The following is a 15,329-nucleotide window of genomic DNA, read 5'->3' as shown; positions in this document are numbered from 1 at the left end:
CACTTAGTTCTTAAAGATTACCATAGACTATTAAATATTTATCACCATCCTCAAATACTTCTAAAGAAGATAGATCATTCCTTAAAGTGAAATTTTTTAACTCTTTAAAAGTATAAGAAGCTCTTAAAGATGCATAATAATCATTAGTCAAAATCTTATTATATTTAGTTGAACATTGTGCTTTAAGTTCTAGAGCAGTCTTCTCATCTAATGGTCTTTTTAAGTCCTTATGAAAATTTAAAGTGCTATTACTAGACAAACTTCTTATGGTGTTAAAGAAATCCTCCAGATGTGTAATGTGATGGATCAAACTGTTACTTACAAGTAAACTTATTTCTTTCTTAAGTAAAAAATCAGTTAATTTAATGTCCTTGATATCAGAACAAATGTAGCGTAAATTTTTTAAATTTCTTTTATTCTTAGAAATCTCTTTGTTATTTTCTGCTCTCAAAATCATCTCTTTAGAACCATCTATTCCAACGACTTCAGTATTAGGCCATTTTATTGCTAACTTCTCAGAAATATTTCCAGGGCCGCATCCTAAGTCAACAATTAAATCTTTTTCATTTAAAGAAATTTTTTTTCTCAAAAGAAACTGACTAATTTGATTAACTAGATTAAATTCCCCTTCTGAAAAATCAGCTTCGTCATAAGAAATGACCTGATCTTTTTTTTCCATTAATTCAGGTTCAGGAATTCTTTCCATATCCTTTCTTAAACAAAAATTTCATATTAAACATAATTTTACACAAACCGTTAAATAGTGGTAAGAATGGTTGCAGACGCCACAGGTAGAGCTATTCTTCCTGTACAGGTTTTTTACATACGTTTTTTTATTGTGACTATTGCACCAAATAAAGCTTCTTCAGAGAGCAATTCCAATAATCTTAAAAAAGATAATTTCCCAAAGACAGCACCAGCTGCTTATCCTGTTTTCTTCAGATCCTACAGCAGGAAAACTTCCTCTGGCCAAAGAGAAAACTGGAGCGAAGTAGGTGAAAGAAATTTATCTGGATTGAAAGAATTAGGAAAACTTTCTGATGAAGAATTGAACCTAATGAGAGAGATGCAAAGTAACCAAAAAGCCCAGCCCTCCGGTAGATGGTTATGGATTGGTGGAACTCCTTGGATTAACAAAAACCAAAATTTTTCGGGAGCATACAATTGTACTTCCACAAATCTAATTGATTGGGAAGCTTTCGCTTTGATGATGGATTTAGCAATGATGGGTTGTGGAACCGGCGCAATAATTGAACCTCATTTTATAAATAATCTACCTACAGTAATAAACAAACTAAATATTAAATCAGTTAGTGAAGTTGGAATAACTCCTAAAGGTCAAAGAGAAGAAAAATCATCTCTGAAAATCAAAGGAAAAGATCTTCACATTAAAGTTGGTGATAGTAGAAGAGGTTGGGTAGATAGCTATAAGTATCTTCTTGAGGCATCAAGCAACGAAACTCTTGAAAGAGCAATTGATGTGTACATTAATCTGGAAGATATTAGACCTGCCGGAGAATCATTAAAGGGTTTTGGTGGAATGGCAAATCCTATTAAATTGAAAGATCTCTACTCCAGAGTCGCTTCACTTCTAGGCAAGGCGATTGGTAGGAAACTAAGTACAGTAGAGTGTTGTTTATTAATTGACGAAGCTGCCGTAACCATAGTTGCAGGAAATATAAGAAGAAGTGCTGGAATGAGACAGTTTGCTTCAGATGATAAGGAGGCCGCATCGGCTAAAGAAAATCTATGGAGTCAAGATGAGAATGGTAATTGGAGAATAGATCCAGAAAAAGATGCTCTAAGGATGGCAAACCATACAAGGGTTTACCACACTAAACCCTCTTACCAAACCATTTTGGATGCTGTCACAAAACAATTCCATTCAGGAGAGGGGGCTATTCAATTTGCTCCAGAAGCAATAGCAAGGTCAAATGCAGACATTCTTAAAGATGATGAATTGAGAAAGGAATTTATTGAAATTTACTCAGAACAAGGCAAAGATGAAGCTAGAAATTGGATAAACAGTAGTTATGGACCATTTTCTGAAGAAGAACTAAATCACAGGATGAGTAGATATGGACTTAATCCTTGTGGAGAGATCCTAGGAAATGATTTTCACTGCAATTTGGCTGAAGTTCACTTAAATCAGATTGACCCTAAGAATTTTGAAGAGCAGAAAAAGGCATTTAAAGCAGCAGCTCTTTCAGTAGCATGCTTACTTAATCATGAATTTGAAGTTGAGCGTTATAGAAAAAGTAGGGAATATGACCCCATTGTAGGGGTCAGCTTCACTGGATTATTTGATTTCTGTGTTCATGCCTTTGGGACACCATGGTTGAAGTGGTGGGAAGCAGGAAGGCCCGATACAGAACAAGGAAAGGCTTTCAAAAAGCAGGAAGCCAGTTTCTTAGATTCGTGGAGAAAAATAGTAAAAGAAACTGTCTGGGAATATTGTGATAAACATAATCTAAGAAGGCCAAACCGATGTACAACTGTTCAGCCAGCTGGGACTAAAAGTCTTCTAACTGGAGCAGCTCCAGGCTGGCATCCTCCAAAGGCCCAAAGATTCATAAGAAGAATCACTTTCAGGAAAAATGATCCAATTGCTTTAGCTTGCATGGATTATGGTTACTCGGTTGTCCCATCTCAATCTGATAAAGATGAGAATGGCTGCTTACTTGATAATCCATTTGATCCAAGATGTACAGAATGGTTAGTTGAAATCCCAACAGAAGTAAGCTGGGCAAATATAGATGGTGCAGACCAGATAGATATCAATAATTTCTCAGCATTAGCTCAATTTGATTTTTATATGCAAGTACAAAAATTCTACACAGAGCATAATACCTCTGCAACAGTTGAATTTAGAGAGAATGAAATCGAGGATTTAGCGAAGGCTATTTATAATGCAATAGATAATAATGAAGGATATATATCAGCAGCATTACTAGCTCGATTTAGTGCCAATGCTACTTTCCCGAGATTACCTTTTGAACCAATAAGTAAAGAAGAATATATATCATTGCAAAATAAAGTAATAGAGAGAAAAGTTAATAACGATTTCTTTGACGCTCTAAATAAATATGATGTTGGCGAGCTATCTGAAGCAGGGCCCGCAGGTTGTGATTCAGATAAATGCCTTCTTCCTCTGGCTAAACCAAAAGATTAAGTTTTAAATTATTTGTAAATAAAAAATATAAATTAGTTTTTAAAAATTTAATTTATGGCTAACTCTTAAATAGGGACATAAATTATTTATGACATTAAGCTTAAATATTGGGAACTTATTTAATGATTCCTCTAGTCATGCCTTAGTGGATGAGCTAAGAAAAAGAACATCTGAAGAGGATATATTAGACTTTGAAGAAAAATTTAACTCCAAAAATGAAAAAAATCTACATATATACATATGTAGATTTCTCAAAAACCGATCAATATCTAGGGGACTGGCCTCTAAATGGTTAATAACAATAATTAAAAATAAAGAATCAAAAATTAATTATTTGCAAAAATCAAATAATTAAGTGAGCGCTGTGAGTCTCCATAGCGCAATTCCAAAAATTGAGATCCCCATAATAAAAGTAAAAGCCAAAGCATTTACTAATTGAACCTTTTCATTCATTCTGCCTGCGAATGGTAGTAAGTCAGCAAATAATGGAGTCCATTGAGTATTGGCAGAGTTAGATCTTTTTACGGTAGGTTTTTTGCTTCTGGAAAACATAAAACAAATTTTATAATATTCAGAATTTTACATTTAAAAGTTGATTAAATAAAAAATCCTTATCAAAAACGAACAAAATGTAACCTGCAGGAAACGGAATAAGAATAAACTTAAATATTTTTAACTAGTAAACAAAACATTAAGATATTAATTTTTTTTATTAAAGACCTAGACAAATATTTTTTTTGGATGTTATTATAAATATGTAGCAACCGCTACCAAAACGTTCAACTTGCGTTTAGCAAGCCGCAAATCGACTTAAGCCATGGAACGGGGACTTAAGCGAAACCGGAGCTTAAAAAATGACTCTAATTTATAGAGGACAAAAATACGTCCAGAACAAAGAAGCAGCTAAGAAGCAGCATAACGAACTAACTTACAGAGGCAAAGCTTATACCAGCTAGTTTATTTATCGAATAAATAGAAAAAGCCACTTTTAGTGGCTTTTTTATTGTCCAATCTTAAACTAAAAAGTCACTTAATATTTCTCACAAGATTTAAACTAATATTATTTATATAGCGTTACCAGATTTGAAAATCATGACAGATAAGAAACCTCTATTTAAAGCGCCCTATGACATAAAAGATGTAAGTGCTCTTTTTGCAATAGTTGCATTCGTCTTAATCATCGCTGCCATCGTTGGTAATAACTTATTTGGTTTATTCCAAGAAAACGTGAATTTCGGATGATTGAATTTTTATTTACATAAATTACTATAGACTTCTGAGACTCCCATAATCCATCTACCTTTTTTCATGAAAGTTTCCCAATTATTTATTTTCGCAGCTTCAACTTGCTCATAATATGAACTTTCAATAGTTTTTACTAATTCAAGACAATAAAAATTCAAGAATTTAGCAGCTTCTTTTTCATTCTTAACCTCGGCTGAAGAAATTGAATTAAATGAGAAAATAAAAATAATAATTATTAAAAACTTTTTTTTCATTAAAATATAAAAAGTAATTATTCAAATGATATTCAACTTTTAATTATTTAAACATTAATACTTAAGAAGATTTTTTACTAATAAATACTTTTCAAACAATTATTTTTGAAGTTTTAACAAAGCCTATCTTTTTTGAGTAAACACATTAATATTAAAAGTATAAAAAGAACCTAATTAAACAATAATTTAAAATTTTTTCCTAATTTATTATGAAATTTCAGCATTTATTTTTTTTATTTTTGATTTTTTTTATCCCAAATGTCAAAAGTGAATCTTTATCTGATGAGAATATTAATTTGGTTTCGAAAGAAAAAGTTTTTAATAAAAAAGAAGATATAAGCTGCATAAAAAATTCTTCGGATTACTTAATTTGTAATCAAAAAACTAAATATGGGATAAATTTCAAGATTAAGAAAAAAGATGGTCTCCTATTATCAGAGTATTCAATTAATTGCCTTGAGGGTTACGTCGAAGGGACTGCAATAAATAATAATGATAAAAACATTAACGAAATCATTTCAGAGAGTATTAAAAAAACTTGTAAAGATATTCCTAAGAAAAAACTTGTTCTTTCTCCTTCATACAACTTACCTGATTCAACAAACAAAAACTCTGAATTAATTTGTGATCCTTATGATTTGAGTTTTTCAAACACTAAATTTGAAGTTTGTAAAGCTCATGATAATCAAGATAACTTTTTAATAAGAATCAATGATTCCAGTAAAGATGAAATTTTGACTCAAATTACTGGCAATTGTAGTAATCCAAGTGTGCAGGATAGTTATTTTAATAAAAAAGATGTAAATAATAACAAGATTTCTCTTATAAAAGAAAAAATTTTACCCAACGTCAAAAATAAAATTTGTAAACAAGAGGGTAATAAAAATACTTCCTTTGTAAAAACAAATTTTGTAAAGATGAAAGACCCCGCTTCTGAAGCTTATCTAAAAATGGCTAACGCAAGATATGGAGTTGGAGATCTTAGAAATGCTATTAAAGAAGTCAATACATCAATTTCAATAAATCCATCTAATTCATTTGCATATAATTCAAGGGGTAAATTTTTAAGGGATATGGGATATTTAAATTCAGCATTAATTGATTTTGATAAAGCTATAAAATTAAACCCTGAGATAATCGAATTTTATATCGATAGAGTAGGTATCCTACTTAAAATGAATTCATATAGTGAAGCTTTAAGTGACTTTGATAGAATCATAGCCCTTGAGCCAAAATCAAATATTTGGCTTTTAAGAAGAGGATTATTAAAAATTAAACAATTAAAATATGATGAGGCTTTAGCTGATATAAGTAAATACATAACATTTGAAAAAAATAATAGCTTGGCCTTCAGAAGCAGAGGTATTATTTATTTGAATTTTGGTAATTTTGATAAAGCTTGTAGTGATTTATCAATTTCTAAAAATCTTAATGATGATAAAACTGAAAAACTATTGAGATTCATAAATTCTAAAAATCCTAATATTTGTAATTCAATTGCTACAAAAAATTCTAATAATTCAAATACTAATATTGATGACGAGAACAATAAAGAATTAAATATAAAAGAAGTATGTAATAAAAATACTTTTGTAAAGTTTGATGATAAGGAGAGTTGCTTTAATTAAACTTGTAAAGTATATAAATTATGCAATAATCAAAAATAATAAAAGTTATATATTCAATGGATAAGAAAGAGGATCAAAATATTATTAATTCAAATAATAAGAATATAGATAGCGGAAATGATATGTCTATTAATGAAAATGAGAAAAATATTTATCCTTTTTCAGAGAGAATCAATTTCAAATATAATTTTGAAAATAATTTAAAGAAAGATTTTTCAAGTGATAAATTACTTATTGCAAAGAATAAAAATACTCAATATGAAATTTCTGATTTTGAAAGCGACCCACTTAATTTATATGAAATAAATGAAAATAGTTCTGCTTATTATGAAATTGGAGATAATTGGATATCAGATATCAATCTTGATTACTTATCTGGTAAATTATTTTCTTACAAATCTGATACAGATACCAAAAATGATGCTCCAATAAAAATAAAAATATCTCAGGGTGCCTTTAATGAGAATATAAATGCGAATAGTTTTATAGGATCATTTTCAACAATAGATGCCAACCTATCAGATTCTCACAATTATAAGTTAATTTCTGGAAAGGGTGATGATGATAATGATTTATTTTATTTATCAGGTAATGATTTATATATAAACCATTCTCCAAATTTTGAATGGAAACCTTCCTATAGTATTAGATTAAGTTCCGTAGATAGTGAAGGTTTTATTCGAGAGGAGGTTTTCAATCTAAATACTAATAACTTGGAAGATCATGGAAGAAAATATTTTAAAGGTAATAACTCTCTAAACTCAACCAATACTTGGAGCCAATTAAGCATATCAAATGCCTACTTATTAGGGAATTACACAGGAACAAAATGGGGTAACATTGATCCTGATTCTGGGGAGTGGACTGATCTTGAATTCTATTTACCAAGTGATGAAACAATTAACTTTACCGATTATGGAAATCTTTTGACTTCTGGATATTTTCACCCCTTATCAAATATTGAAAGAAACTCATATCTTTCAATATTTGAGAGATATGAAGACGTTTGTAGAGTTACTTTTACTGAGGCTAAAACGTATAGTTTGGATACTAGAAACATTTTGTTTGGTTCAGTTGACTCAAATTTCTGGGGTCCTGTTTTAGGAGGTCCAGGTTTAATAGGACGTGCAAGTTTCCCAACAGGATCTGCGGATAATGGTTTAACAACTATGGTTCGGGATCATTTTGCACCTTATTTAAATAGTGTTAATAACGTTTATGGCCCTGGTAGTTGGTTATACGCAGTAGCTATGCATGAACTAGGCCACTCAATGGGTCTTGCTCATCCTCATGATGGATATGTTTTCCCTGGAGTAACTAGTGCTGGCAGTACAGGAAGTAATGGCTTGAATTCTGGACCATACACTGTAATGACTTATAACATGTATGCAGCAGGAGGTTATACTCCACCTGCAAATGCTAGTCATCCTGTTAATTGCGGATGTATGACTTGTCTAGGTGCTTTTGATATAGCTCATCTTCAATATCTTTATGGACCAAATCAATATAATGCAAGAAAAGATGATTCTTATATATTGAGTGATTCTTTAATGGGATATGAATGCATTTGGGACGCTGCGGGTAAAGATACAATTGACGCTTCAACTGCATCTAAGTCTTCAACAATAGATTTAAGAAACGCAACTCTTCAAAATGAAGTTGGAGGTGGCGGCTTTGTAAGTGAGATAAATGGAGAATACAAGGGTTTTACAATTGCTTATAATTCAACAGGCGATTGCATTATTGAAAATGCGATAGGATCTAACTTTAATGACCGAATTACTGGGAATGAATATTCAAATACGATTTATGGTTTAAATGGTGCTGATGAAATTTTTGCTAGAGGAGGAAGTGATTTCGTTTATGGAGGTGTTGGGGACGATGTGATTCATGGATCATTCTATGGAGATCCCTATAATTCTGTTGACACATTAACCGGGGGAAGGGGATCAGATTATTTTGTTTTGGGAGATAGTTCAGGTTTATTTTATACAAACTCTCTATTAGACGATTTTGCAAATATTACTGACTTTGACTTTCTTGAAGACAAGTTAAGATTGAAAGGTTCTACTACTTATTTGACCTCAATTACTTCATCGAATAATATTAGTGGACTTGGCATATTTAAGGATAATAACTCATCTGGAAATGTAGATTCTAACGATGATTTAATTGCAATAATTTCAAATAAAAAAGACTATTTATCTTTTAATAGTATAAATACAGACTTAGTTTAATAATTTCTAATTTTTTATGCCTCTAAGATTATCTATTGCTTCATTTATTGGATCAATAAACAAACTAATAATTGGTTTATTCCTAACTACCAAATTTACAGTAACACTATAACCAGAGCGAAGATCAAAGGTTTCATCACCTTTAGTCAATTTCTGTTTATTTAATCTCACATAGGCTGGAAATCTTGGCATTGCATTCATTTGATCTGGAGGTAATACTTCATCTCCTATTGACAAAACTTTTCCCTTTAATGAACCATATTGAGTAAAAGGAAATGCGTCTAATCTTATTTCTGCATTCATGTTTGGCTTAACAAATCCAATGTCTTTATTAGAGATATAGATTTTAGCTTCAACTTCTCCATCTGGAACAATATTTAATAATGTTTCTCCTAAAGTAGCTGCATATCCTGTACTTATAGCACTTAGATTAAATACTCTCCCATTTACTGGTGACCTCAAATTTGTTGCAGCCTCATTGAATTGAATTTCCTTAATATTTGCTTCCAATTGTTTTATCTCATATTCTAATTCAGTAACTCTTTTTTCTTGTTGAAGATACTGTAATTTTTGAATTCCGCCTACTTGTGAAAGGATTTGTAGTTCATTTAATATTTTTTTTTCAGTATTTAAGTTAATTTTTTTTTCATTTAATTTGGCCACAAAGCCTTCTTTTTTTGCTTTGAGAGATTTTGTATTAAAAGTAATTAATAATTTATTTTTTGTGACGCTTTCTCCTTCTCTTATTAAAACTTTATCAATAACTCCAGATAATGGAGATTTAATTGGTTTTTGCGCACCTAAAGCTTGTAATTCTCCTCTTGAAACAACGACCTCATCAATTTTAGAAAAGCAAGCAAATAAGATACCAAAACCAAAGGTTGTTATAATAGTGCTCAACAAAATTTTTGGCCAAAGTGGAGGGGATTTATAAAAGAAATATTCTTCATCCTGACTTAGATTTATTTTCATAAAATTTTTTAAAGTTCTTTAGTTCTTAAATTGTTGGTTATAAAGATTCTTATAAATACCATCCTCATTAATCAAGTCTTTATGTTTACCTGCTTGTTTTAAAATTCCATTATCCAACACAAAAATATTATCAGCTTTAATTAAATTCATAATCCTATGTGTAATAAAAATAATTGTAGATTCTTTATAATTTGTGAAAATATTATTGAGGATTTTAGATTCTGTTTTTAAGTCTAAAGAGCTTGTTGATTCATCTAAAATTAACAATTTTGGTTTTTTTAAAATTGTTCTTGCAATTGAAATTCTTTGTTTTTGACCTCCAGATAAAATCGAACCTTTTTCACCAATAATTGTCCCATATCCATTTGGAAGTTGATTAATAAATTTATCTGCCTCTGCTAATTTTGCTGCAAATAATATTTCTTCAAATGTTGCCTCAGGTTTAACTAATGATATGTTTGATTGAACAGATTGATTAAACAAAATTGATTCTTGGGAAACTATACCTATTTGGGATCTAAGAGACTTAAGATTAACTTTGCTGATATCAAAGTTATCTATAAGAATTTTACCCGAATCTGGATTAATTAATCTAGGAAGCAATTTTAATAAAGTACTTTTCCCAGATCCACTTTCCCCGACAATTCCAACAAATGATTTCTCTTTAATATTTAATGATATGTTCGAAATAATAGCTGGTTGATTTTTTTGAAATGTATAAAATACTGATTTATATTCTATTTTTCCTGAGAGACTTGGTAGTGGGGGCTTATCAAAATCTTCTATTTCATCATCTTCTTTTTTATAATCTATAACGTCTGAGAGTCGCTCTATAGATAGGCAAGTTTCTTGGAAATTTTGCCAAATCGAAGATAGCCTCAAAAGTGGAGTAGTAACATATCCAGACAAAATCCTAAATGCTATTAATTGTCCTAGAGTCAATTCACCTTTTAAAACCAAAGTTGCACCAACCCAAATAACTAAAAGGCCAGATACTTGGGATAAGAATTGACTAAAATAAGATATTGAAGAACTCGTAATTATATTTTTAAATGATGAATTAACTTCTTTACCATAAAGTTTTTTCCACCTCCACTCACTTATGAGTTCAATATTTTGATTCTTTACAGTCTCAATTCCTGATAATAATTCAACTATTTGACTTTGTACTTTTGCTCTTGCCTCTGCTTTATTTTTTAATTGATTTTTAATTATTGGAGTTAAAGTTATTGCAATAAGTGCAAGTAATGGAACACTTACTAAAGAAACTATAGTAAGTTTTAATGAATATAATACCATCACTGCTATATAGATAAAAGAAAAAAATCCATCTAAGATTGCAGTAAGGGCAGTGCTAGTTAAAAAATGTCTTATATTTTCAAGTTCATTTAGCCTACTGCTTACCTCTCCTACTTGTCTCTTAATAAAGTATTTAATTGGTAATCTCAATAAGTGGTTAATAACTTTTGATCCTAGTGAAATATCAATCCTATTTGTAACATCAGAAAATATATATGTTCTAAGAGAACCAATCAAAGCTTGAGCTAAAGACATAGTCACAAGCAAAATTCCCAATATATTGAGACTTGATATATTGCCTTGATTGATAACTGCATCAATAATTTGTTGAATCAATAATGGATTAAACAAACCTAAAAGCTGGAAGAAAAAGCTTGCAATAATAACTTGTATAAATGTATATTTATAATTTTTTACATAAGGAATAAACCACTTAAAATCAAATGATTTTGTTCTCTCTCTATTCAAAATTTCAAATGATAGTTTTGGAGTATTAAAAAACTCTTTATCTTTTAGTAATTCTTCAGTTGAAACTAATTTTTGCCCCTGTGAAGGGTTGCTAATAATAAATCTTTTGTTTTTATAACCCCAAATTATTGACAAATTATTTTTGTAATATGACAAGATTGGAAAACTTGCTCTTTTTAAGTAGTTAATATCTTTGGGATTAATTGGATTAGAACTTATTCCAGTCAATTCGATTAATGAGCATATGAATTCTATATTTAGAAATTTTTGTGGTGATTTATTTAAATAAGAATTAAGAATATTTCTTATTACTTCTCTTCGGAAAGGTAAATCATAATATCTACATAACATACGCAAACAAGCAGTCGTTTCATTTATGGTCCCTTTTCCTTCTTGATGAGGAAATTGAATATTTTCTTTAAGGTTCCCATAGAGATCTTGAAAAGCCTCAATAGATTGTTCAGTTATATTAATTTTGTTGTTTGTATCTAAGTTTTCAGAAAAAGAATTAGTTATTTGTGATTTATTTAGTAAAAAATTATTTAATTCTTGACCTCTAAAAGCAACTAATCTTGCTGGCAACTTTCCTTTAACAGTTACATTTTGAGAATCTTTAATTATGGATCCAAGAGGATAATTTTCGATATTATTTGTACTTACTAAAAAATTCTGATTTTTATTGATCTTAATTTTTTGATTACCAGGGTTAAGGAGAGTAATATCCTTTTTTGTAAATTCTGATTTTTTGATTAAATTGATTAATTCCAAAAATTCCAAATTAAAACTATTTGGATTTGAAATAAATAAAGAGATAATTTCTTGGAAAGAAATTTCTTTAAACTTGCTTATTAGTTCGTAATTAGTTAAAAAATTACGCAAAAAATCAAAAGAAGGAATTAAATATCCTTTTGTATTTTCAGATGCAATAAATGCGCAATCATTTACTCCTCTTAAGAGTTCTGTAATTCCTACTATTTCATTATTTTGGTAATTTTTGATAGTATAAATCTCTTTATTTTCATTTCTATATACCTCTCGAATCTTTCCATCAATAATTAAAATTATCCCATTAGGAAGTGAATTAAAATCCCATATTAGGGTTCCCATATTAAAAGATATTGGTCGAATTTTTTTTAATAGATCTGTCTTTATATCAGTATTTAAATCTGATAAAGGTTTCCATTTTTTAAAATTTTGAATTTCTTCATTCATATATCTTTAATGCCAAGACTTATTCTTAATTTATTTATTTATTATAATTTCGTTTAGATAATTTTCACCAAGTTCTAAAAATAAATTATTTTTCAAATCTTCATTTAATTCTAATTTAATTCTTCTATCTAACTTTAATATAATCCACCATTCATTTAATCTTTTAGGAGGCCATAATTGTCCTAATTCACTAATTTCTAATAATTTATAAATATATGGATTTAGATCTGACATTCTTGTTGGTCCAATTCTTCCTTCTGAATATTTTTCTGGACCATCTGAATAGTTTTTAGCGATCTTCCAAAATGGTTCTTCGTTTTCCTTAATTCTCATATATAGTTCATTAGCAACATTTCTATCTTTAACCCGAATTAAAGAATAAATGACTCTCTCAAGTTTACTTTTCTTACTCACAAAATAATCATATAACTTATCTTTAAATTTTTCCTTACACCATTCTTTCCAAATCCAATTTCTTATTATTAAAGATAAAAATTTATTCTCATTGAGATTAGATGAAGATAGCCAAATTTTAAATTTATTTTCATCTTGAAGATTATAGTGTTTCATCCATTCTTTTTTAATAGATGCAATTACTTCAGGAGAAGGGTATTTTGCGTTTATTATAATCTTGTCCTTCTCTTTTTCTCTTTGTACTTTTTCTAGGACTCCCCAATTTTCTAATTCCTCATATGAAATATTTAAATATTTTTCATTACCCATTTTTAGAAAATTTATTTAAATAATTTTAATAATAAATAATTTTTGAACTTTATAAAAAAATTTAATTATTATTTTAATTATCATTGCATTTAAATTAATAAGGTATAAAATTAAAAAAAAAAAATTTGCACAAGGTTAACTCTAAATTTATATATTTTTATATTTTATTTCAAGGCATTTTTTCTTTTAATAATGGCCTATTAAATGCATCGCAAGCAAAATCATTGAATTACAATTATGGTTTAAGCAAAGTTTCTAGAGAAATAGCGATAAATGATCAAGCACTTTCAAGAAAATATATATATCCAAAAGAAGATATTTTCAATTCTAAAAATCATGATTATGAATCTAAGGAAGTTGAATTGGCAACAATTTCCTTGCCCTCTGAAATCAAAGAAAGAGAAATAATCAAAATTAAATTTGATGAATTATTAAATTTAATTATCAAAAATAATTCTGAATATAAAGCAGCTTTTCAAAGAGTAGAACAATCTAAAAATAGATTATTAGCTACCATATCCCAAAAAAGCCCAACTATAGATTTAAATTCCAATGGTTTACCTGAGTATTTATATATAGATCATTATACAAATCCAGATATTACTGGTACCTCATATAAAAGAAGTGAGCAATTTAAAGCTTCTATTTCAGCAACTATTAGATGGGATATTATTAATCCAAAGAGAAATCCTCAAATACAAGCCTCTAAAAAAACTTTTGAAAAAGCAAAAAACTCTTTTATTATTGTAAGCAGAGATCTTGAACTAAAAGCAAAAATAGATTTCATTAATTTAAAGAAAGCACAAGAAAAATTTTATATTTCTAAAAAAGCAGTTAAGATCTCTTCTCAAAGCCTAAAAGATGTAAGGCTAAGAAATAAAGCACTAGTAGCTACAAATTTAGAAGTATTAGAAGCAGAAAATCAATTATCTAGAGATCAAATGTTTCTTAATAAATCTATTAGGGATGTAAACAAAGCAAGTAAATCATTATCTAATGTACTAGGTCTAAATAACGCAAAAAAAATTATTGCTGATTCTGAAGGTGTACTTATTGGTGAGTGGAAGAGAACTTTAGAAGAAAGTATTGCTAGCGCACTAAAATTCAGGCTATCTCTAGTTAATTATGATTTAGATATACAAATTAATAATGAAAAGTCAAAAGAAGAGCTTGGTGATTCTTTACCCAAAATAAGTTTAGTTAATACCTTTACTATTAGTAGAGATCAGGGTCAAACGGAAGTTATTCCTCCAATAGATAGAGATGACTATGAAGAAAGAACTTCAAATTCGATAGGTCTTTTTGGAGAATGGAAAGTTTTTGATGCTGGCAAGTCTAGACAATTAAGTAAGTTTTATAAAAACAAATCTATAGAATCTAAATATCAATCCCAAAAAGAAAGGTCTTTGATTATAAAAGAAGTAGAAAATAACTATATAGATTTAGAGACTTCAATACAAAACATTTTTTCAACATCAAGAGCAATTATTAAAAATAATAAGATGCTTCAAATTTCTATAATGCGATTTAAAGCTGGAGTTACAAATCAAAGGGAAATAGTAAATTTACAAAGAGACCTTAAACAGTCTCAAATTAACTACTTAGATGCAATAAAAAATTATAATATAAGTATTGCGAAACTTCAAAGATCTACTGGGTTAACAAAATTAGAAAAATGTAATACAAAAAATCTGGAAAAAGATTTTAATTCATTTGATGAATATAGTCTTTACACTCTACCCATTATTCCCATTAATAAAGCCTGTGAAATATCTTTGAGTATTAACTCTCTTAATGAAATAAAAATTAATTCAACCAATAATGAACCTATTAAAGTAATAAATGAATTTGAAGATAAAAATGATTCACCTATTTTAGATAGTTACATCCCTAAAAATAAAATTCTAAACAACCCAAATTCCAAAGATAATCAAGAAAATATTAATAATAAAATCCTAAATGATCCTAAGACTAAAGATAATCAAGAAAATACTAATAATAAAATCTTAAATGATTCTAAGACTAAAGATAATCAAGAAAATACTAATAATAAAATCTTAAATGATTCTAAGACTAAAGATAATCAAGAAAATACTAATAATAAAATCTTAAATGATCC

At 28.8% G+C, this 15,329-nt stretch carries 13 protein-coding genes; 7 read left to right on the top strand and 6 right to left on the bottom strand.

Annotated features, from left to right (window positions below; translation table 11 throughout):
• Nucleotides 1–10: 10 nt before the first annotated feature.
• Nucleotides 11–706, bottom strand: coding sequence for a class I SAM-dependent methyltransferase (locus tag EU96_RS07525; protein WP_032525936.1), 696 nt, complete (start codon nucleotides 704–706; stop codon nucleotides 11–13).
• Nucleotides 707–838: 132 nt separating this feature from the next.
• Between EU96_RS07525 and nrdJ the strand changes: the two genes are divergently transcribed.
• Entirely contained in the window at nucleotides 839–3,172 is a 2,334-nt protein-coding gene (gene nrdJ / locus EU96_RS07530) for a ribonucleoside-triphosphate reductase, adenosylcobalamin-dependent (RefSeq protein WP_032526224.1), read from the top strand.
• 88 nt (nucleotides 3,173–3,260) lie between these two features.
• Nucleotides 3,261–3,527 carry an RNA recognition motif-containing protein gene (locus EU96_RS07535; protein WP_032525935.1) on the top strand — a complete coding sequence of 89 codons (267 nt, stop codon included), beginning with the start codon at nucleotides 3,261–3,263 and terminating at the stop codon, nucleotides 3,525–3,527.
• Here EU96_RS07535 and EU96_RS07540 read toward each other — a convergent pair.
• Nucleotides 3,524–3,724: a hypothetical protein gene (locus tag EU96_RS07540; RefSeq protein WP_032525934.1), complete on the bottom strand. Its 201-nt coding sequence runs from the start codon at nucleotides 3,722–3,724 to the stop codon at nucleotides 3,524–3,526. The two genes, EU96_RS07535 and EU96_RS07540, sit on opposite strands and share 4 nt — an antisense overlap.
• A gap of 302 nt (nucleotides 3,725–4,026) precedes the next feature.
• On the opposite strand from EU96_RS07540, the gene EU96_RS09725 reads away from it, so the two are divergent.
• A complete protein-coding gene (locus tag EU96_RS09725; protein WP_011862700.1) occupies nucleotides 4,027–4,128 on the top strand; it encodes a DUF4278 domain-containing protein in 102 nt (33 codons plus the stop codon).
• Between the two features lie 136 nt (nucleotides 4,129–4,264).
• Nucleotides 4,265–4,414 carry a hypothetical protein gene (locus EU96_RS10135; RefSeq protein ID WP_193741293.1) on the top strand — a complete coding sequence of 50 codons (150 nt, stop codon included), beginning with the start codon at nucleotides 4,265–4,267 and terminating at the stop codon, nucleotides 4,412–4,414.
• An 8-nt stretch (nucleotides 4,415–4,422) separates the two neighbouring features.
• On the opposite strand, the gene EU96_RS07545 is transcribed toward EU96_RS10135, so the two are convergent.
• On the bottom strand, nucleotides 4,423–4,671 hold the full coding sequence (locus EU96_RS07545; protein ID WP_032525933.1) for a hypothetical protein: 249 nt from the start codon (nucleotides 4,669–4,671) through the stop codon (nucleotides 4,423–4,425).
• Between the two features lie 239 nt (nucleotides 4,672–4,910).
• Between EU96_RS07545 and EU96_RS07550 the strand changes: the two genes are divergently transcribed.
• Entirely contained in the window at nucleotides 4,911–6,299 is a 1,389-nt protein-coding gene (locus EU96_RS07550; protein WP_193741292.1) for a tetratricopeptide repeat protein, read from the top strand.
• Between the two features lie 56 nt (nucleotides 6,300–6,355).
• Nucleotides 6,356–8,536 (top strand): M10 family metallopeptidase C-terminal domain-containing protein, encoded by a 2,181-nt coding sequence (locus tag EU96_RS07555; RefSeq protein ID WP_032525930.1) that lies wholly within the window; start codon nucleotides 6,356–6,358, stop codon nucleotides 8,534–8,536.
• A gap of 6 nt (nucleotides 8,537–8,542) precedes the next feature.
• Here EU96_RS07555 and EU96_RS07560 read toward each other — a convergent pair whose 3' ends face one another.
• Genes EU96_RS07560 through EU96_RS07570 form a run of 3 tightly spaced genes read right to left on the bottom strand, consistent with a single transcriptional unit; the run spans nucleotide 8,543 to nucleotide 13,210 of the window.
• Nucleotides 8,543–9,508, bottom strand: a complete 966-nt coding sequence (locus EU96_RS07560; RefSeq protein ID WP_032525929.1) for an HlyD family secretion protein — start codon at nucleotides 9,506–9,508, stop codon at nucleotides 8,543–8,545.
• A gap of 18 nt (nucleotides 9,509–9,526) precedes the next feature.
• Entirely contained in the window at nucleotides 9,527–12,487 is a 2,961-nt protein-coding gene (locus EU96_RS07565) for a peptidase domain-containing ABC transporter (RefSeq protein ID WP_032525928.1), read from the bottom strand.
• A gap of 30 nt (nucleotides 12,488–12,517) precedes the next feature.
• On the bottom strand, nucleotides 12,518–13,210 hold the full coding sequence (locus EU96_RS07570) for a peptidylprolyl isomerase (protein ID WP_032525927.1): 693 nt from the start codon (nucleotides 13,208–13,210) through the stop codon (nucleotides 12,518–12,520).
• A 224-nt stretch (nucleotides 13,211–13,434) separates the two neighbouring features.
• On the opposite strand from EU96_RS07570, the gene EU96_RS10710 reads away from it, so the two are divergent.
• Nucleotides 13,435–15,329: TolC family protein (locus EU96_RS10710; RefSeq protein ID WP_158465663.1), on the top strand; the 1,895-nt coding region annotated here is incomplete at its 3' end.

Origin of the sequence: Prochlorococcus marinus str. MIT 9302, from assembly GCF_000759975.1 — a bacterium.
Classification (GTDB): domain Bacteria; phylum Cyanobacteriota; class Cyanobacteriia; order PCC-6307; family Cyanobiaceae; genus Prochlorococcus_A; species Prochlorococcus_A marinus_M.
The sequence above is the reverse complement of the archived record's forward strand: the minus strand, read 5'-3'. Positions and strand labels throughout refer to the sequence as shown.